34 protein-coding genes are annotated in these 15,831 nt (G+C 36.8%); all 34 read left to right on the top strand.

The window, feature by feature from the left end:
- The first annotated feature begins 25 nt into the window (after positions 1-25).
- Complete coding sequence (locus FH144_RS08030) at positions 26-334, top strand: hypothetical protein (protein ID WP_242314971.1); 309 nt, start codon at positions 26-28, stop codon at positions 332-334.
- Between the two features lie 12 nt (positions 335-346).
- Positions 347-538 carry a hypothetical protein gene (locus FH144_RS08025; protein WP_242314970.1) on the top strand — a complete coding sequence of 64 codons (192 nt, stop codon included), beginning with the start codon at positions 347-349 and terminating at the stop codon, positions 536-538.
- A gap of 63 nt (positions 539-601) precedes the next feature.
- Positions 602-856 (top strand): hypothetical protein, encoded by a 255-nt coding sequence (locus tag FH144_RS08020; protein WP_242314968.1) that lies wholly within the window; start codon positions 602-604, stop codon positions 854-856.
- Positions 813-1,034 (top strand): DUF2483 family protein, encoded by a 222-nt coding sequence (locus FH144_RS08015; RefSeq protein ID WP_242314966.1) that lies wholly within the window; start codon positions 813-815, stop codon positions 1,032-1,034. The genes FH144_RS08020 and FH144_RS08015 overlap by 44 nt, the downstream gene beginning before the upstream one ends.
- Positions 1,027-1,662, top strand: a complete 636-nt coding sequence (locus FH144_RS08010) for an ERF family protein (RefSeq protein WP_242314964.1) — start codon at positions 1,027-1,029, stop codon at positions 1,660-1,662. Before FH144_RS08015 ends, FH144_RS08010 begins: the two co-directional genes overlap by 8 nt.
- Positions 1,662-2,093 (top strand): single-stranded DNA-binding protein, encoded by a 432-nt coding sequence (locus FH144_RS08005; protein ID WP_242314961.1) that lies wholly within the window; start codon positions 1,662-1,664, stop codon positions 2,091-2,093. Before FH144_RS08010 ends, FH144_RS08005 begins: the two co-directional genes overlap by 1 nt.
- A 13-nt stretch (positions 2,094-2,106) precedes the next feature.
- Entirely contained in the window at positions 2,107-2,775 is a 669-nt protein-coding gene (locus FH144_RS08000) for a putative HNHc nuclease (protein WP_242314959.1), read from the top strand.
- Positions 2,775-3,485, top strand: coding sequence for a DnaD domain protein (locus FH144_RS07995; RefSeq protein WP_242314956.1), 711 nt, complete (start codon positions 2,775-2,777; stop codon positions 3,483-3,485). Before FH144_RS08000 ends, FH144_RS07995 begins: the two co-directional genes overlap by 1 nt.
- The gene (locus FH144_RS07990) at positions 3,482-3,841 is read left to right on the top strand and encodes a hypothetical protein (protein WP_242314954.1); all 360 of its coding nucleotides are present in this window, start codon (positions 3,482-3,484) and stop codon (positions 3,839-3,841) included. The genes FH144_RS07995 and FH144_RS07990 overlap by 4 nt, the downstream gene beginning before the upstream one ends.
- Positions 3,834-5,069, top strand: coding sequence for a DnaB-like helicase C-terminal domain-containing protein (locus tag FH144_RS07985; RefSeq protein ID WP_242314951.1), 1,236 nt, complete (start codon positions 3,834-3,836; stop codon positions 5,067-5,069). The genes FH144_RS07990 and FH144_RS07985 overlap by 8 nt, the downstream gene beginning before the upstream one ends.
- Before the next feature lie 32 nt (positions 5,070-5,101).
- Positions 5,102-5,275 (top strand): hypothetical protein, encoded by a 174-nt coding sequence (locus tag FH144_RS07980; RefSeq protein WP_242314949.1) that lies wholly within the window; start codon positions 5,102-5,104, stop codon positions 5,273-5,275.
- Complete coding sequence (locus FH144_RS07975; RefSeq protein ID WP_242314947.1) at positions 5,263-5,487, top strand: DUF3269 family protein; 225 nt, start codon at positions 5,263-5,265, stop codon at positions 5,485-5,487. Before FH144_RS07980 ends, FH144_RS07975 begins: the two co-directional genes overlap by 13 nt.
- Before the next feature lie 9 nt (positions 5,488-5,496).
- Positions 5,497-5,901, top strand: a complete 405-nt coding sequence (locus FH144_RS07970; RefSeq protein WP_242314945.1) for a DUF1064 domain-containing protein — start codon at positions 5,497-5,499, stop codon at positions 5,899-5,901.
- Entirely contained in the window at positions 5,901-6,089 is a 189-nt protein-coding gene (locus FH144_RS07965) for a hypothetical protein (RefSeq protein WP_242314943.1), read from the top strand. Before FH144_RS07970 ends, FH144_RS07965 begins: the two co-directional genes overlap by 1 nt.
- 2 nt (positions 6,090-6,091) lie before the next feature.
- Complete coding sequence (locus tag FH144_RS07960) at positions 6,092-6,265, top strand: helix-turn-helix domain-containing protein (protein WP_242314941.1); 174 nt, start codon at positions 6,092-6,094, stop codon at positions 6,263-6,265.
- Positions 6,258-6,515 (top strand): hypothetical protein, encoded by a 258-nt coding sequence (locus FH144_RS07955; protein WP_242314939.1) that lies wholly within the window; start codon positions 6,258-6,260, stop codon positions 6,513-6,515. Before FH144_RS07960 ends, FH144_RS07955 begins: the two co-directional genes overlap by 8 nt.
- A gap of 4 nt (positions 6,516-6,519) precedes the next feature.
- Positions 6,520-6,951 (top strand): DUF3310 domain-containing protein, encoded by a 432-nt coding sequence (locus tag FH144_RS07950; RefSeq protein ID WP_242314937.1) that lies wholly within the window; start codon positions 6,520-6,522, stop codon positions 6,949-6,951.
- Positions 6,952-6,953: 2 nt separating this feature from the next.
- Positions 6,954-7,670 (top strand): HNH endonuclease, encoded by a 717-nt coding sequence (locus FH144_RS07945; protein ID WP_242314935.1) that lies wholly within the window; start codon positions 6,954-6,956, stop codon positions 7,668-7,670.
- Positions 7,667-7,852, top strand: a complete 186-nt coding sequence (locus tag FH144_RS07940; RefSeq protein ID WP_242314933.1) for a hypothetical protein — start codon at positions 7,667-7,669, stop codon at positions 7,850-7,852. Before FH144_RS07945 ends, FH144_RS07940 begins: the two co-directional genes overlap by 4 nt.
- Positions 7,849-8,196, top strand: a complete 348-nt coding sequence (locus FH144_RS07935; RefSeq protein WP_242314931.1) for a thermonuclease family protein — start codon at positions 7,849-7,851, stop codon at positions 8,194-8,196. The genes FH144_RS07940 and FH144_RS07935 overlap by 4 nt, the downstream gene beginning before the upstream one ends.
- 3 nt (positions 8,197-8,199) lie before the next feature.
- On the top strand, positions 8,200-8,382 hold the full coding sequence (locus FH144_RS07930; protein WP_242314929.1) for a hypothetical protein: 183 nt from the start codon (positions 8,200-8,202) through the stop codon (positions 8,380-8,382).
- Positions 8,383-8,907, top strand: coding sequence for a MazG-like family protein (locus tag FH144_RS07925; protein WP_242314928.1), 525 nt, complete (start codon positions 8,383-8,385; stop codon positions 8,905-8,907). It begins immediately after the preceding gene.
- Between the two features lie 183 nt (positions 8,908-9,090).
- Positions 9,091-9,291 carry a hypothetical protein gene (locus tag FH144_RS07920; protein ID WP_242314926.1) on the top strand — a complete coding sequence of 67 codons (201 nt, stop codon included), beginning with the start codon at positions 9,091-9,093 and terminating at the stop codon, positions 9,289-9,291.
- A gap of 3 nt (positions 9,292-9,294) precedes the next feature.
- Positions 9,295-9,444, top strand: a complete 150-nt coding sequence (locus tag FH144_RS07915) for a DUF1381 domain-containing protein (protein ID WP_277953157.1) — start codon at positions 9,295-9,297, stop codon at positions 9,442-9,444.
- Positions 9,437-9,673, top strand: coding sequence for a DUF7366 family protein (locus tag FH144_RS07910; protein WP_242314924.1), 237 nt, complete (start codon positions 9,437-9,439; stop codon positions 9,671-9,673). Before FH144_RS07915 ends, FH144_RS07910 begins: the two co-directional genes overlap by 8 nt.
- A complete protein-coding gene (gene rinB, locus FH144_RS07905) occupies positions 9,666-9,848 on the top strand; it encodes a transcriptional activator RinB (RefSeq protein WP_242314922.1) in 183 nt (60 codons plus the stop codon). Before FH144_RS07910 ends, rinB begins: the two co-directional genes overlap by 8 nt.
- Positions 9,848-10,006, top strand: a complete 159-nt coding sequence (locus FH144_RS07900; protein ID WP_242314921.1) for a hypothetical protein — start codon at positions 9,848-9,850, stop codon at positions 10,004-10,006. The genes rinB and FH144_RS07900 overlap by 1 nt, the downstream gene beginning before the upstream one ends.
- 98 nt (positions 10,007-10,104) lie before the next feature.
- Entirely contained in the window at positions 10,105-10,521 is a 417-nt protein-coding gene (locus FH144_RS07895; protein WP_242314919.1) for a transcriptional regulator, read from the top strand.
- 255 nt (positions 10,522-10,776) lie between these two features.
- The gene (locus FH144_RS07890) at positions 10,777-11,214 is read left to right on the top strand and encodes a helix-turn-helix domain-containing protein (protein WP_242314916.1); all 438 of its coding nucleotides are present in this window, start codon (positions 10,777-10,779) and stop codon (positions 11,212-11,214) included.
- Positions 11,195-12,472 (top strand): PBSX family phage terminase large subunit, encoded by a 1,278-nt coding sequence (locus FH144_RS07885; RefSeq protein WP_242314914.1) that lies wholly within the window; start codon positions 11,195-11,197, stop codon positions 12,470-12,472. The genes FH144_RS07890 and FH144_RS07885 overlap by 20 nt, the downstream gene beginning before the upstream one ends.
- 12 nt (positions 12,473-12,484) lie before the next feature.
- Positions 12,485-13,933: a phage portal protein gene (locus FH144_RS07880; RefSeq protein ID WP_277953156.1), complete on the top strand. Its 1,449-nt coding sequence runs from the start codon at positions 12,485-12,487 to the stop codon at positions 13,931-13,933.
- A 6-nt stretch (positions 13,934-13,939) separates the two neighbouring features.
- Complete coding sequence (locus FH144_RS07875) at positions 13,940-14,923, top strand: minor capsid protein (protein WP_242314913.1); 984 nt, start codon at positions 13,940-13,942, stop codon at positions 14,921-14,923.
- On the top strand, positions 14,907-15,080 hold the full coding sequence (locus FH144_RS07870) for a hypothetical protein (protein ID WP_242314910.1): 174 nt from the start codon (positions 14,907-14,909) through the stop codon (positions 15,078-15,080). Before FH144_RS07875 ends, FH144_RS07870 begins: the two co-directional genes overlap by 17 nt.
- Positions 15,081-15,193: 113 nt before the next feature.
- Positions 15,194-15,820 carry a DUF4355 domain-containing protein gene (locus FH144_RS07865; protein WP_242314908.1) on the top strand — a complete coding sequence of 209 codons (627 nt, stop codon included), beginning with the start codon at positions 15,194-15,196 and terminating at the stop codon, positions 15,818-15,820.
- The last annotated feature ends 11 nt before the right edge of the window (positions 15,821-15,831 follow it).

Genomic DNA, 15,831 nt, shown 5'->3' with positions numbered 1-15,831 from the left:
CAAACAAATTAAAGGAGGAAAACAAATGGATATAAACCGCTCACGTTTTGAGCAACTTAATTTGCTACTAGATAATTTAGAGTTAAAAGCTCAAGAACTGAACGAAATATTAAATCAAAATAACAAACCGAAATACAAACATTTTTCTAATGCCGAAGAGTTCATTGAGCTAAGCGGTCTTTCGAAAGATGATTTCGAAAAGAAAGTCGCTAAGATGCAAGAATTTAAAAAATTTATCTATAAATTCGAAGATAGTCGTAAACGATACATCAAAACTAAACCGGCATTGGAGTTTATCGAAAACAATTTAATGACAGCAGAAAGTGATTTATAAGGAGGTGAGATTATGACGAACTCAGACAAAACAATCTTAATCAGTGGCATGATGTTCAACTTAGTATTCTTCTTACTCATGCTAGCTGAAGTTGTCATCACTAAGTCAGCAGGATATGCGTTATTCAGTGCGATAGCGACATATTTATTCTTCGAATATGTGTACTACGCACAAAAAAAGACTGATACTCACGCCAATGAGTAACAGTCAAAATAACAAAATACCAAAATAAATAACTGCCCTAATCGTATTACAAGGAGCGTAATTATGCAAGAGTTCACAGTAACAAAAGATGAATATATAGAACTTCTATCTTATCGTGCAAAGGCAGACGCATTAGAAATGAAACTTGAACATGCCGCTAATCAATTAGAAACGGCGTATGACCATATAGCTGTTTTAAATGAGTTAAACACTAATAAAAGTGAAAGGATAGCGCAGGAGAAAGCTAAATACAAACGATTGGAGGCGTATTTGGATGAAACAATCCGTAACATATTTAATCAAACTGAAAGATCGTAATTTATGGATAACTAATAAGCCAACAGATAACTTCCCTGCAATTAAATATTCAACTGAAAGACGTGACGCAAAAGAATTTGACGGCTTAGACAACGCAACAATAGATATGTCTAACCACATAGCGATTAAAAAGACAGTGACCGAAACAACTGATTATGAGGAGGTTGAATATGAATAAATCAGAAAGTATTACAGAACTTAACAAAGCATTAGCTAGTTTCCACAAAGAAGTTAAACAACCTATGAAAGACGCTAATAACCCATTTTTCAAAAGTAAATATGTACCACTCGAGAATGTGGTTGAGGCGATAGATGATGTGGCACCTAAATTTGGCTTAACTTACTCACAATATCCAGTCACTACAGAAAACGGACTAGTTGGAATATCAACGGTATTACTACATGAAAGTGGTGAATATATAGAATTTCCGCCTGCAACAACTAAACCAGATAAGAATACGGCACAAGGTGTAGGTTCAGCATTAACATACATGCGTCGTTACTCATTGAGTGCAGTGTTTGGAATTACTAGTGATCAAGATGATGACGGTAATGAGGCGAGTGGCAAAAATAATAAAAGCAAACAAACACATCCACAAAAAGCGAGTAACCAAACCATAGGGACATTAAAAAAAGAAGTTAGCAACTTCACAAATTTAATTAAAGGTACTAAAAATGAAGCGCCACAAAACGTTGTTGAGCAACGATTTGGAGTTAAACACTACGATCTAACAGAAAGTGAAGCAGTACAAATAATCAATAAAATACAAAACAACGCCAAAAAAATTACTGGAGGTAATGACTAATGTTAAACAGAGTCGTATTAGCAGGAAGATTAACAAAAGATCCTGAATTTAGAACAACACAAAACGGTGTAAGTGTTACCAATTTTACACTAGCAGTAAATAGAAACTTTAAAAATAAAAACGGTGAGCAACAAGCAGACTTTATTAATGTAGTTGTATTTAGACAACAAGCAGAGAACGTAAATAACTATTTATCTAAAGGTAATTTAGCTGGTGTTGATGGACGTATTCAATCACGTAGCTATGAAAACAATGAAGGCCAACGTGTATATGTAACTGAAGTATTAGCGGATAGTGTTCAATTCCTTGAACCGAAGAACAACCAATCTAACAACCAACCACAACAGCAAAGTGGACAAGCGCAAAGTGGTAATAATCCATTCAATAATGACAACAACGTAAATATAGATAATGACGATTTACCATTCTGATTGGACTGATTAAATGGCTTTAATCAAAAATTACATCACTGAAGATGATGGCACAACAACCGTCGTCATCTCCGGTGTTGAATTAGGTAACAAAGAAACATTACTACTCGATAACGGTTTAGAAGTAGAAGTTGATGTGCAAGTCGTAGACCCTTTTAAAATCACTGACAAGCAACGTAGAAAGATATTTGCGCTTGTAAAGGACATAGAGGCTCATACAGGAACGCCTATGGACTATATGAGGCATTTATTCATCGAATACGTTCGAACGTACTACGGCTACGACAAGCGTATCTCATTAAGTGACTGCACACGTACACAAGCAAGCCAAATTATCGAAGTAACACTTGATTGGATATTTCACAACGATATCCCGCTTGCTTTTAAAACAAGCGACTTACTCAAATCAGATAAATCATTCTTGTACTGGTCAACGGTCAATCGTAACTGTGTAATTTGCGGGAAACCACATTCAGATTTAGCGCATAGATACGCAGTAGGTAAAGGGCGCAATCGTAACAAGATAAATCATGTAGGCAACCAAGTATTAGCACTATGTAGAACTCATCATAACGAACAGCACCAAATAGGAATGGATACATTCAATAATAAATACCACTTAACAGATAGTTGGGTTGATGTGGACGATCGACTAAATAAGATGTTGAAAGGAGTGAAATAATGGCAGTTTTTAGAGTTTACAAAGAAAGCGGGAACTTCGTAACTGTACACAAAAGTTTTATTCACGATGACAACCTAAGCTGGAAAGCAAAAGGCATACTTCTTTACCTATTAAGTAGGCCGGATGATTGGAGAATTTATGAGACAGAATTAAATAAACATTCGTCTGATGGTAGAGATAGTTCAAGAACTGGCATTAAAGAATTAGAACAAGCTGGATATATTCATCGTACTCGAAAAAGAAACGAAAAAGGTCAATTAAGAGAATACGAATATCAAGTATTTGAGCAACCTAGCCAGATTGGAAAAACCTATGTAGGAAAAACCAACATAGGAAAATCCAACACTACTAATAATAACTCCACTAATAATAATAATACTAATAATGAGACAGGCGACACGTCACAAATCTTTCAGTTAGTTAATAAAGAATTAGAAATGATACAAAGTCCTTTAAAAGTACAGGAGTTAGAAGATGAACTCAATCTTATTAAAGGAAATAAATTAGAAATAACAACAGTAGCTATTAACTACTGTAAACAAAATAAGAAAGGTATCAACTATCTAATTAAAGTATTAAGGAATTGGAATAACGAAGGTGTAGATACTAAAGAGAAAGCACTAGCTAAAGTGACACCTAAGAAAAAGAAATCTAATGAAACTGAAGATGTATTTGCAGCAATGAAAGAGAAATTAGGTGTTAACGAATGAGTATGACTAAACAACAAGCATTCGAAATTATAGATAAAGTCAGACGTATTTATAACATGGAATTCGATACTCCTAAATTAGAAACATGGATAGACGTATTAAGTGAAAACGGTGATTATGAACCAACTCAAAAAGCGGTTAAAGAATATATCAACAGTGGCAATCCTTATCCTCCTAATCTTCCTAGCGTTATGAGGAAAGCACCTAAAAAACTGGAGTATGAAGAAGCGCCAGAGGACATCAAAGATCATAGATGGAAAATGCAGAATGATCCAGAGTATGTAGCAGCACGTAAAAAGGTACTAGATGAATTTAAAGCAGAACTTAATAAGTTTGGTGGTGGTAGCGATGAATGAACGCAGAGAGATTGAACAAACGATTATCGCTAGCTTACTTAAAAAACCAGAACTGATTGAAAAGTTACGTATTAAACCTGAAATGTTCTACAACCAAGATTTAAAAACATTTATAGATTATGTATTTGAAGTCGGTAAAGTCGACCACCAAGATATCTATTTAAAAACAACAGAAGACAGAGAATTCCTCAACTTTGGAATAATCGAACGACTTTATAATTCTGAATTTATTGGCTACGGCATTTTTGAACGCTACCAACAAAGATTATTAGAACTATATCAAATCTCACAAGCCTATGAAGTGATTAATGACTTCAACCAACAACCTACCATTCAAAATTTTGAAAGTATGTTAAACGGACTAAATGATGTGTCGATGATTAGCGCTAATGATGAGAGTAACACAAAAGCGATTATTGATGATTTTGTTGAAGAATTGTATAGCGATGAACCTAAAGCACAAATCAAAACAGGCTTTCCGTTAATGGATTACAAAATTGGCGGTTTAGAGCCTACACAGTTAGTTGTAATCGCTGCTAGACCGTCAGTAGGTAAAACAGCATTTGCGCTTAATATGATGCTTAATATCGCAAATCAGGGCTATAAAACATCTTTCTTTAGTTTAGAGACAACAGGCGTATCAATTTTAAAAAGAATGTTAGCTACTAAAACTGGTATTGAGTTAACGAGAATTAAAGAATTGAAAGATTTGAAGATAGATGAGCTAACAGTATTAACAAAAGCTGCAAGCCAAATTTTAAAGTTAGGTATCGACATTAACACACAAAGTAATGTCACAACGCAGGAAGTGCGTAAACAGGCATTAAAGAGCAAAGATGAGCAACAGGTAATATTTATCGACTACCTTCAATTAATGCAAACAGACGTCAAATTAGACCGCAGAAATGGTATTGAAAAAATCAGTCGTGATTTGAAAGTAATTGCTAATGAAACGGGTGCAATTATCGTCTTATTATCTCAACTGAGTCGAGGCGTAGAAACACGTAATGATAAACGTCCTATGTTGTCCGATATGAAAGAGGCGGGAGGCATAGAAGCAGATGCAAGTCTAGCAATGCTACTTTATCGCGATGATTATTATGACCAAGACGCACAAGATGATTTCGGTAAATCAACTGTCGAATGTAACATAGCTAAAAATAAAGACGGCGAAACAGGCGTGATTGAATTTGAATACTATAAACGTACACAAAGGTTTACCACATGACAGTAATAGACTTTCAGAAGTTGCTGGGGAAGTTGTACCGAGAAGATTACCGAGATGATCCAATCATTGCTAAAAACATTATTGAGCTAGGTTGGGCAACTAAACGCTTGTTAGAGCAGCGCAAGATATCGCCGTTTGATGATTATGAAAAAGTTCAATCACAAATTTATAACGAAGTGGAGTGGCATAAAACATGGCTATCTTAGAGAAATATTACCTATATCGACCAGACGGAACGGAAGATATAAAAGTAGAAAAGCACCAACCAAATTTGAATATCGTTAAATCACTCACAGGCGCTCATTTTAGCGCAGAAACTAAAGAGATGACAGATAGTAACCTAAAACATTTTAAAGCGACGTATGGGCTACTGTACGAAGAAGAATTAGGGCTACAAGCAACAATATTTGATATATAGAGGTGGCACATGAGTAAGTACAATGCTAAGAAAGTTGAATATAAAGGTGTCGTGTTCGATAGCAAAGTCGAATGCGACTACTACCAATATTTAGAACGCAATATGAACGGCGTCAACTATGACTATATAGAGTTACAACCAAGATATGAGTTGATACCTAAATTTGGTAAACAACGTAAGACTGAATATATCGCAGACTTCGCCCTTTATTTAGATAACAAATTAATTGAAGTTATAGATGTTAAAGGCATGGCTACCGATACAGCTAAGTTGAAAGCAAAGTTATTTAGATACAAATATCCTAATACCAAATTAACGTGGATATGCAAAGCACCTAAATATACAGGTTTAGAGTGGATAACTTATGAAGATTTGAAAGCGGTAAGACGCAAGCGTAAAAAGGAGGCTAAATAATGGCTAAATTAATCGTTGATTTTGAAATTAAAGGGCAAGCTATTATATCAACAGAGAATAATCCAACTGACGAAGAAATGGAGCGCTTAATCAATAATGCTTATGAAAATGTAGATAGAGACATTCTCAACGAAGCAGATTTCAATAATAACAGTTTATATATAGAAAATGCGTACTGGAGTTGGTAAATATGCTTAAAAATCCTAGAGCAACTCATGTTTATTTAAACGGGGAGCGTATCTCACTCAGAAATGCAGCGAAAAAATATAGCGTACCACATACTACTTTACGTGGTCGATATAACCGAGGATTAAGAGGTCCAGAATTATTATATGGAAAAGGAGTATATGAGTATCGTGATTAATAATGATGAATTAGTAAAAGAAGAGCAACGATTAAGTAATAAAGAGCAGTACGGTGGATTATCAGAAAGAGAATACCGTCAGCTTATGTATATTAGAGCAGCATATGAAAGAGCGTTGAAACGTAAACGACGTGAGCAACGTATCGCAAGAGCAAGACGTTCAGAAGAATTAGTCGCTAAGCATAGAGTGAGTAGTAAGTGGTTTAGATACTTATCAGAAAACGACATATTTCCAAAGGTAAGGGGATAGGTAAATGAGAATTAGTGATTTAAATAGAAACGATGTAATCAGATTATATAGTCATGATAAATCTCGTAGTATTTTAGCGATTGTTGATGAACCTGGCGGCACTAATCAAAAGAACGGAATTTACTTTTGGGCAAAGGTTGAAATAAAAGGCGGTAGAAAAGATGTGATAGATGATAGTTGGGAGTTTATGAAAGTAAACGAGCCTTTCACACGTAAGGTGGATATGGTTAAAGAACCTAATCATTATACAAGCAATGAAGGTATCGACTTAATTGAATTTTGTAAGCAACAATTTACCGAAGAAGAATTTAGAGGTGCAATGAAGTTCACTCAATTACGTTATGCACTTAGAACAGGTAGAAAAAAGAACGACTTACAGGATCAGCAAAAGTTAAAAGAATATGCAAATAGATTTATCGAAGTATTGGAGGGATAAGCATGGCAAAGAAATTGCCAGTATACATGTGGGAGCCGTTATTCAATCGGCTTACCCGCATTTCAACCGAATACGCTCATAAAGTATTAGGTATTATACCGTCATCACTTACAAGATATATTCAAAATAGAACATATAACCAAAAATTAGAGTGTTACTTTATTAGAGAACCTTTATCTGTTAAAGAGAAACGCCAACTTATCCAGCAAATAGAAATACCTAACGAAGTGTGGAGAGAAACTAGATTAAAAGGTTTATATGTAAGTGATCATGCTAGGTTTAGAGCTAAAACTAACTCAGGTTGGCGTTATTATTTTGTGTTTAGCCAAAAAGGTTATCCATTTATCAAATATCAAAAGAAACATTATCGAGCTAATAGGCTTGTTTATGAAGCGTTCTACGGAAACTTAAATAAAGACGATGTTATTCATTCTAAAAATGGACTGAAATATGATATTAGAGCAAGTAATTTAGAAAAGATTTCTAGAGAAGAATTAGGTCGTCTTACTGGTCATAAAAGTAAACGTAGAGGTGTTGTTTTTATTGGAGAGTATGGCGAATTATTAGATGAATTTAAAAGCACAAGAGAAGCCGAGCAAGTGACTTTATATAACAGGAATACGATTTGCGAATGTTGTAATAACTTACGGCAAAACTATCACTCAATCGGATATAGAGCTTTCATGTGGGCAGATGAATATGAGGAGTTGAACGCATGATATTATCCAACACTATTAACCAACGCTATCGATACAACACACAAGGTAAGACACCTATACAAATACAGCATGAGTTACGTGAGTTAGGTGTCAAAGGCTTTGTGGTTAAGGTAGCTGGAAGTAGAGTGACGATGAAAGTTAGTGAGTGTGACATAAAAAGAAACAGGGAGTGTGTGAGATGAATATAAAAAATTATTTATACACTTTCCAAGCTATATGTACCAACGTAGTTGACGGGGACACGATAGATATCTTACTGGACTTAGGCTTCAAGACAACTGCAGAACGTAGAGTAAGGTTACTTAATGTAGATACACCTGAAAGAGGGCAAGAGAACTACAAAGAAGCTACCGATTTTACTAAAGCGTGTGTAGAAGGCAAGAAAATATATGTGCAGACATACAAAAGTGATGTATTCGGCAGATACTTAGCTAACGTGTGGTACGAGGACAGGCAACGTAGTTTGAATGATGATCTAAGGGACGCTGGACTATTGAAAGAAAATTCGAAATGGAATGAGGGATAGAAAATGGAAAGTTATAAGCAAATGTGGATGAGTTTAAGAAATGGCTTGTCTATGAAAATTAGAGAGTATGAACAAGCTGATAATGTTGCTGGTTTAGATGACTATGGTTTGACTGAATTGGATACATGTGAAGGTATTATGCAAGAAATGGAAGGGCTTGAGAGAAAATTCGAGGAGGAACAATAAATGGCTAACACATTAGATCAATTAGTAGAACAAGTACAAAAATGGAGTATTGACCGTAATTTAAACACTGCAGATCCAATGAAGCAATTTGATAAGTTGGTCGAAGAACATGGAGAACTTGTAAAAGGTATTAATAAGATAGATACCCAAGTAATCAAAGATAGTATAGGAGATATGTTTGTAGTTATTACAATTATGATGCAACAAATCAAAGGAGATGTGGAACTAGCCATTAAATTAATGAGTTTTGGAGATTACGATATATCTACAATTTGTTATGTTAACTCATTAAACGATGTAGGCAATAGGTTAAATGAATTCGTTAATGAAAGACCGTTTGACAGCAGTTTATTTTCAGAATTACAAGCTTGCTTGTCGAATGTGATTGGAATGTTAGAAGAAACTGCTAAAACATACAATACAGACTTAACTACTTGTGTTCAACTAGCTTATGACGAAATTAAAGATAGAAAAGGAAAGATGGTTGATGGGAAATTCGTCAAAGAAGCAGACCTCGAAGGATAAGGACATACTAGAAAAAGTAAAAGAGGTGCTGGGGAAGTGAATGGTTTTTTATATTCAATACTAGTAACAGTACATGATATAGCATGGACTGAAATAAGAATGACATTATCTTTCTTCGTGTTAATTCTTTGTTTGTAGTCATGGCTAATATTAAAAATATTTCGATAAGGAGTTATTTAGAAAATGTATAAAAAAGAATTATATTACATTATAGAAATTAACGAAGGTGTCTATTTAACCAAGAACGGTCCGTTCAAAGGTTATGATTTTACTGATGATATAGAATGTGCAAAGAAATATTCAGATGTGGAAAATGCTAAAAACATTGCTAAAAGTTCTGGTGGAAAAATATTATATTACAGTATTACGCATGAGGTGAAATAAATAATGCAATACCTAATACGTCAATTCAAAGATAGCACAGGAGACATTCACACTGATGTTGAGAAACCACGTAGTAATGAAACTCTCTCTATTGTAGAGGCTGAGAGTAAGGAAGAGGCGTTAAGTAAATTTGAGGAGGATAAGAATGAGTAGCATTCCTAAAATGAAATTTTCAAAAAGATACACCGAGATAATCAGGAAACATAAAAATAGTACACCTGAAGAAAAAGTGAAAATCGAAGATGATTTTATTAAAGCTATCAATGATAAAGATAGTAAGTTTTACAGCCCTACGATGGCCAATATGAACGAATATGAATTAAGAGCTATGTTGAGAATAATTCCTAGTTTAATTGACACTGGAGATGATAACAATGATTAAACGCATACTTAAAAATTTATTCTTAATCGCTATGTATGAGCTAGGCAAATACCTAACAAACGAACTAATAGTTAAGTTGCAGAGTGAAGATGATATTGATACTGCACCTAAGGACTTTGCTAGTGATTGGGATCAGATTGATTTGAATAAAATCAAAGCAGAGGTGAGTGAGTGATGAGGAGAATTGTATCTATTATATTAGCTATCACATCACTTATATTAGTAGCTATACAACTTAAACATAGAAAAGAGTTACAAGAATATAAATACGCAAATGAGTATATGCAAGATTACATTAATAGATATATAAAAGTAAAACGTAAGACAATATAACAGAAGTGTGACTTTAAGAAGATCAACTACAAACTATTTAAAAAGTGAATTGAACGAGCATAACTTTATTTTTTTATTTTTTTAAGGGGGGTAAAATCGTGCAGGAATTAAAAAAAGTTGATTACGCTAAGTTAGAAGATTATATTGAGAATTTAGACAGATACAGAGAAGATTTGAAGTTTAGAGAATACGAGCTAATGAGTAATCACTATCCCGATAACCCTGAGGGTGGCAAAGCAAATTTAGTTAGTAATCCGATTGAACAGCAGGTTATCAAATGTAATCAAGATGCTAGATATAGACGTTTGCAGGATATTGTAAAGGGTACGGAGAGATTTCTACAGCAATGTGATGAGAAAACAATAGAGATATTTAGATTAAAGTTTTGGGATAAACCTATAGACTGCAACACTTGGAACGCTATTGCTGATAGATACTATGTCAGTCATTCAGGTATGAGACGTTTTAAATCAGCTCAACTTGAAAAGCTAGCAAAATATATTGGCTATGTTTAAATTTGGTTTTTTTACCCATTGAAAACCAGTAAAAACAGACTTAATATGGTAATATGTTCAAATTAAACGAACACTAAAGTTGTTTTTGGTGGGTTAATACTTTTCTTCTTTTACTTTATAATGTGCTATGGAATTGGGATTTCATATAATGGACATTTGATTATTACTCCTTTCGGTCGGCTGAGAGCAACTCAGTCGACTATTTTTATACACAAATTTAATTAAGCATTTAGCGCAACGGAGGTGTTATATGGCATGGCACGACAGACTCTATACGAGAAGTTAGAAATAGCTGATAAATTGGCTCTTGTTGAGGGCTGGAAAAGAGACGGGCTCACTGATGAGCAAATAGCGAAGAATTTAGGCGTTTCTAAACATACTTTGATTAAATGGAAAAAAGATAAGCAAGACTTTTCAGACGCCATAAAAAAGGGCAAAGAGGTTTCTGACTATGAGCTAGAGAACGCGCTACATAAGAGAGCAACAGGCTATTATTACAAAGAGGAAACAGTGACAAATAAAGGCGATGTAGTGCAAATTGAGAAGTACGAACACGCAAACCCTACCAGCCTAATATTCGCACTGAAAAACAGGCTCCCAGCTAAATATAGAGATAAGGTTGAGCAAGAAATCACTCAGCGTAACATTGATTTGAACATCGGAGCTTATGACGATGACGACAGCGAAGATTAATCTTAACTTTCCTAAGCCAGCAAAAGTTTTTAACAGAAATATTTTCAATATCCTAACAGACTACAGCCATTTCACAGAGGTGCATTATGGTGGTGGTTCGTCAGGCAAGTCGCACGGTGTAGTTCAGAAAGTCGTGCTCAAAGCCTTACAGGATTGGAAATATCCACGCAAGATACTATGGCTCAGGAAGGTCGGTGCAACGATTGCAGACAGTTTATTCCAGGACGTTAAGGGCTGTCTGGTCGATTTCAAGATATGGGACTTTTGCGAGTGGAACAAAACAGATAATCGTATCACATTGCCTAACGGGGCTGTGTTCCTGTTTAAGGGCATGGATAATAGCGAGAAAATCAAATCAATTAAAGGTATCAGTGATGTAGTAATGGAAGAGGCCTCAGAGTTTCACTTGAACGACTACACACAGCTCACTTTAAGGCTGAGAGAGAAGAAACATCTTAATAAACAGATATTCTTAATGTTCAACCCTGTGAGCAAGCTCAATTGGGTTTATAAGTATTTCTTTACAGGCGAGCCTCACAAGAACACGCTCATACAGCAATCAAGCTACAAAGATAATAAGTTTCTTGATGAAATGACTCGTCAGAACTTGGAGGACTTGGCCAGCAGGAACCCAGCCTATTACAAAATATATGCGCTGGGCGAATTTGCTACGCTTGATAAGCTAGTGTTTCCTAAATATGAAACAGATATTCTGAACAAAGAAGATTTAAAACACATACCCTCTTACTTTGCGCTTGACTATGGTTACATTAACGACCCGAGTGCCTTTATTCATGTCAAAGCAGATGTGAAGAATAAGAAACTCTATATATTAGAGGAGTACGTCAAGACAGGCATGTTAAACGATGAAATAGCAAACGTAATCAAACAGCTAGGTTATGCAAAAGAACGCATAACAGCAGACAGTGCTGAAAAGAAATCAATTGCAGAAATGAAACGAGAGGGCATTGAGCGCATTAAGCCATCAATGAAAGGCGCTGACAGTATCATGTCAGGTATACAGTTTATAAGCCAGTTCGACATCATAGTCGACGAGAGGTGCTATAAAACGATTGAAGAGTTGGACAACTACACATGGAAAAAAGATAAGCAAACAGATGAATATTACAACGAACCCGTTGACACATACAACCACTGTATTGACGCCCTACGCTATGCAGTAGAAGAGCTCATGCTCAAAGACAAGCAAGGCAAAAAAGACGCTAAGCAGCTACGACGCATTAAAAGCTATTTTTAGGAGGTGCAGCATTTGGGCTCACACTATCATGTAACTAATAAACATAAATACAATTTGAAGTTTGGCAGAGAGGCAAATAGAGACATTCTTGCTAACTCGCCCGAAGAGCTAGAGAACATTGACGTGCTTAATAGCATTGTCAGTGAGCATAAGAACAATCAAGTGCCACGCTTGCAGGTGCTAGAGGATTACTTCCTAAGTCAAAACACAGGCATACTTGAGGGACAGCGCAGAAAAGACGCAGAGAAAGCTGATCATCGTGCAGTCCATAACTTTGCTAAATACATATCGCAATTTATTGTTGGGTACCTAACAGGTAACCCGATAACGTTCACTCATGAAGATGAAGAGACGCAACAGACAATCTATGACCTGAACGACCAAAATGACGGTGACGCTGTAAACAGTGATGTCGCATTAGACTTGAGCATATATGGTCGTGCATATGAGATTGTTTTCAGAGACGAACACGGCGTCGATAGGTTCATGACCTTAGACCCTAAGAGCACATTTGTCGTATACAACCATGACATTGATAAGAAAGTCATTGCAGGCGTTCGCTATTATGACACAGTAGACAAGGACAGCATTAAGACAAATCACATTGACGTATACACAGATACGCACATTCAACACTATGTAATCAAGGACGGAGCAACTCAGACAGTTGAGAGATACCAGCACTTTTACAATGATGTGCCAATCGTTGAGTATCTGAACAATAAATTTAAGCAAGGCGACTTTGAGAACGTGCTCAGCTTGATTGACTTGTATGACTCAGCACAGTCAGACACAGCAAACTACATGAGCGACACGAATGACGCAATGCTTGCGCTAATCGGCAATGCTGAACTTGATGGCGAGGACGCTAAGGCGTTCAAAGACGCTAACATGATACATATTAGACCTGAAATCAATGCAAACGGTGGCGAGGGCAAAGCTGACGCTAAGTACATATACAAGCAGTATGATGTGCAGGGCTCAGAGGCCTACAAGACTAGATTGCAAGATGACATTCACAAGTTCACGAATACACCTGACATGAACGACGAGAAATTCTCAGGACATCAGTCAGGCGAGTCAATGAAATACAAGTTATTTGGCTTAGAGCAGACAAGAGCCACTAAAGAGCGTTTGTTCAAAAAAGGCTTAATGAAACGCTACAAGTTGCTACTCAATAACAAGAACATTGAGGGCACTAAGGCACATGACCATGAAACTATAGACATAGCGTTCACGCCTAACTTACCGAAGTCACTAAAAGACAATGTGGAAATGGTCAACATGCTTGCTGGCACCGTGTCAGAGAAAACTCGGCTTGGCCTCTTAGACTTTATCGACGACCCTAGCGCAGAGCTAGAGAAGATACAAGAAGAAGAGGACGAACAAATCGAACGAGCTGACAAACGTGAGTATAGTTTCGAGCCTGTAGCAAACGATGACGGCACACTGGAAGAGTGATAAACTATGACGACAAACCAGGAATATTGGCGAGAACGTGCTAAAGAGGCCATGAAAAAAGAGGCTCAAGACGACAGAGAGACAATCAAGCGTATCAATGAAGTTGTAGACGAGATGGTCGATGACATTGAGCGTGAGGTGCTGGCCTTTTATGCTAAGTATGCAACAGCTGAGGGCATGACTTTGGAAGATGCTAAAAAGAAAATTGACCGTACTGATATCAGGAAATTAGAGAATAAAGCAAAACAGTATGTAGACAATAAAGATTTTAGCGACAAAGCCAATGAGGAACTCAGACAGTACAATACAAAAATGTATGTGAGTCGTGAGCGTATGTTGCAGATGCAGCTAGGGCTGATAATGACATACGCTACAGCACAGCTTGAGAGTCAAATGTATAACTACATGGAAAGTGCGTATTATAGAGAGATACAAAGACAGGCTGGCCTGATAGGAGCAACAGCAAATGTCTCAATTGAGCATGTGAGAGCTGTTATCTTCTCAGAGCTTGACGACGTTGTATGGTCTACTCGTATATGGCGCAACATGGAGCACACTCGAGCACAGGTAAACAAGGCAATCAGACATACAATGCTGAGAGGTCGACACCCTAAAGAGTTTGTCCCTGAGTTGAGAAAGCAGTCAGGGGCAACAGCATATCAAGCTAAAAGATTATTACTAACAGAGACGGCAAGAGTACAGACACAAGCTCAAAAACAGCACTATGAGGCTACAATGGGCGACAGTGCAGAATATGAGTTCCTTGCTTTCTTAGATGACCGCACAACTGACATATGCAGAAGTCACAACGAGAATGTTTATAAGGTTAAAGATATGACACCAGGTGTAAACGCACCACCTATGCACCCTCATTGCAGAAGTTTCACAGTGCCACATGTTGGCAATTGGAGAGACAAGTTTTTCAAAGAGCGTGAGGGCAGATACAAAATAGACGGTTTTGAAATAGAGGCGAATGACAAAGATGAGTAATCAAGATACAGGTTATTTGAAATTGATAGCACAGAGCCTACACGGCATACACAAAGAGCTTATCAAGCTAAACAACACGCACCCAGCCAACAGAGCTGAGGGTAAAGCAGAGAAACCAAAAAGCACAAGAGAGCTAGACCCTAAAGACTTTATATAAGCTACTTCCCTATTGTTGGGAGGTGGCTTTTTATTATGCCCAAAACGTGCTGATGGCGTAAAAAGCATGTATGGAAATCAGAGCCGACGGGCTATAAATGGAGGCAATCACATATGACTGACAAATTAAGATTAAACTTACAGCACTTTGCTGAACAATCAGGCGAAGCAGCAGACAATAATAATGAGCAGGCTGGAAACGATGATAGCCAGCAAGGTGCTGGCACACAGCAACAAGATGAGAGCGGTACTAAAGGCGATGAAAAGACATTCACTCAAGATGAAGTAAATCAAATCATCGAGAAACGTATCGCTAGAGAGCAAAAGAAAGCTGACGAGAAAGCCAAAGAGGCTGAGAAGTTAGCGAAAATGAATAAAGATCAAAAAGCAGAATATGAGCGTGAGAAGATGCAAAAAGAGCTCGACGCCTATAAGGCTAAAGAGGCACGCTATGAAATGAAGCAGACAGCTAAAGACATGCTCAAAGAAAAGGACATCACAGCAGATGATGACCTACTCGAAATTGTGACAGCTGACACAGCTGACCAAACAAGCGAGAACGTCAAAGCTTTTACAGATGTGCTTAACAAAATGGTTAAAGAGCAGGTACAAGTTAAGCTGACACAAGGCACGCCTAAGAGCTTTCAATCTACAGGCTCAATGACTCGTGAGGACATCATGGGCATTAAGGACGACTCAGCACGACAAAGAGCAATTGCTCAAAATAGACACTTATTCTAAACTATCGGAGG

Origin of the sequence: Staphylococcus sp. acrmy (assembly GCF_022690565.1) — a bacterium.
GTDB lineage: Bacteria > Bacillota > Bacilli > Staphylococcales > Staphylococcaceae > Staphylococcus > Staphylococcus caledonicus.
Note: the sequence above shows the minus strand (reverse complement) of the source record. Positions and strands in the feature narration are given on the sequence as shown.

What these genes read in the sequence shown, in the direction of transcription:
- FH144_RS08005 (WP_242314961.1), top strand. Translation starts at nt 1,662, where the DNA reads ATGTTAAACAGAGTCGTATTAGCAGGAAGATTAACAAAAGATCCTGAA.
- FH144_RS07935 (WP_242314931.1), top strand. Translation starts at nt 7,849, where the DNA reads ATGAATATAAAAAATTATTTATACACTTTCCAAGCTATATGTACCAAC.
- FH144_RS08030 (WP_242314971.1), top strand. Translation starts at nt 26, where the DNA reads ATGGATATAAACCGCTCACGTTTTGAGCAACTTAATTTGCTACTAGAT.
- FH144_RS08010 (WP_242314964.1), top strand. Translation starts at nt 1,027, where the DNA reads ATGAATAAATCAGAAAGTATTACAGAACTTAACAAAGCATTAGCTAGT.
- FH144_RS07890 (WP_242314916.1), top strand. Translation starts at nt 10,777, where the DNA reads ATGGCACGACAGACTCTATACGAGAAGTTAGAAATAGCTGATAAATTG.
- FH144_RS07985 (WP_242314951.1), top strand. Translation starts at nt 3,834, where the DNA reads ATGAATGAACGCAGAGAGATTGAACAAACGATTATCGCTAGCTTACTT.
- FH144_RS07875 (WP_242314913.1), top strand. Translation starts at nt 13,940, where the DNA reads ATGACGACAAACCAGGAATATTGGCGAGAACGTGCTAAAGAGGCCATG.
- FH144_RS08015 (WP_242314966.1), top strand. Translation starts at nt 813, where the DNA reads ATGAAACAATCCGTAACATATTTAATCAAACTGAAAGATCGTAATTTA.
- FH144_RS07965 (WP_242314943.1), top strand. Translation starts at nt 5,901, where the DNA reads ATGGCTAAATTAATCGTTGATTTTGAAATTAAAGGGCAAGCTATTATA.
- FH144_RS07970 (WP_242314945.1), top strand. Translation starts at nt 5,497, where the DNA reads ATGAGTAAGTACAATGCTAAGAAAGTTGAATATAAAGGTGTCGTGTTC.
- FH144_RS07920 (WP_242314926.1), top strand. Translation starts at nt 9,091, where the DNA reads ATGTATAAAAAAGAATTATATTACATTATAGAAATTAACGAAGGTGTC.
- FH144_RS07865 (WP_242314908.1), top strand. Translation starts at nt 15,194, where the DNA reads ATGACTGACAAATTAAGATTAAACTTACAGCACTTTGCTGAACAATCA.
- FH144_RS07930 (WP_242314929.1), top strand. Translation starts at nt 8,200, where the DNA reads ATGGAAAGTTATAAGCAAATGTGGATGAGTTTAAGAAATGGCTTGTCT.
- FH144_RS07915 (WP_277953157.1), top strand. Translation starts at nt 9,295, where the DNA reads ATGCAATACCTAATACGTCAATTCAAAGATAGCACAGGAGACATTCAC.
- FH144_RS08020 (WP_242314968.1), top strand. Translation starts at nt 602, where the DNA reads ATGCAAGAGTTCACAGTAACAAAAGATGAATATATAGAACTTCTATCT.
- FH144_RS07945 (WP_242314935.1), top strand. Translation starts at nt 6,954, where the DNA reads ATGGCAAAGAAATTGCCAGTATACATGTGGGAGCCGTTATTCAATCGG.
- FH144_RS08025 (WP_242314970.1), top strand. Translation starts at nt 347, where the DNA reads ATGACGAACTCAGACAAAACAATCTTAATCAGTGGCATGATGTTCAAC.
- FH144_RS07940 (WP_242314933.1), top strand. Translation starts at nt 7,667, where the DNA reads ATGATATTATCCAACACTATTAACCAACGCTATCGATACAACACACAA.
- FH144_RS07950 (WP_242314937.1), top strand. Translation starts at nt 6,520, where the DNA reads ATGAGAATTAGTGATTTAAATAGAAACGATGTAATCAGATTATATAGT.
- FH144_RS07870 (WP_242314910.1), top strand. Translation starts at nt 14,907, where the DNA reads ATGACAAAGATGAGTAATCAAGATACAGGTTATTTGAAATTGATAGCA.
- FH144_RS07885 (WP_242314914.1), top strand. Translation starts at nt 11,195, where the DNA reads ATGACGACAGCGAAGATTAATCTTAACTTTCCTAAGCCAGCAAAAGTT.
- FH144_RS08000 (WP_242314959.1), top strand. Translation starts at nt 2,107, where the DNA reads ATGGCTTTAATCAAAAATTACATCACTGAAGATGATGGCACAACAACC.
- rinB (WP_242314922.1), top strand. Translation starts at nt 9,666, where the DNA reads ATGATTAAACGCATACTTAAAAATTTATTCTTAATCGCTATGTATGAG.
- FH144_RS07995 (WP_242314956.1), top strand. Translation starts at nt 2,775, where the DNA reads ATGGCAGTTTTTAGAGTTTACAAAGAAAGCGGGAACTTCGTAACTGTA.
- FH144_RS07975 (WP_242314947.1), top strand. Translation starts at nt 5,263, where the DNA reads ATGGCTATCTTAGAGAAATATTACCTATATCGACCAGACGGAACGGAA.
- FH144_RS07990 (WP_242314954.1), top strand. Translation starts at nt 3,482, where the DNA reads ATGAGTATGACTAAACAACAAGCATTCGAAATTATAGATAAAGTCAGA.
- FH144_RS07960 (WP_242314941.1), top strand. Translation starts at nt 6,092, where the DNA reads ATGCTTAAAAATCCTAGAGCAACTCATGTTTATTTAAACGGGGAGCGT.
- FH144_RS07910 (WP_242314924.1), top strand. Translation starts at nt 9,437, where the DNA reads ATGAGTAGCATTCCTAAAATGAAATTTTCAAAAAGATACACCGAGATA.
- FH144_RS07925 (WP_242314928.1), top strand. Translation starts at nt 8,383, where the DNA reads ATGGCTAACACATTAGATCAATTAGTAGAACAAGTACAAAAATGGAGT.
- FH144_RS07900 (WP_242314921.1), top strand. Translation starts at nt 9,848, where the DNA reads ATGAGGAGAATTGTATCTATTATATTAGCTATCACATCACTTATATTA.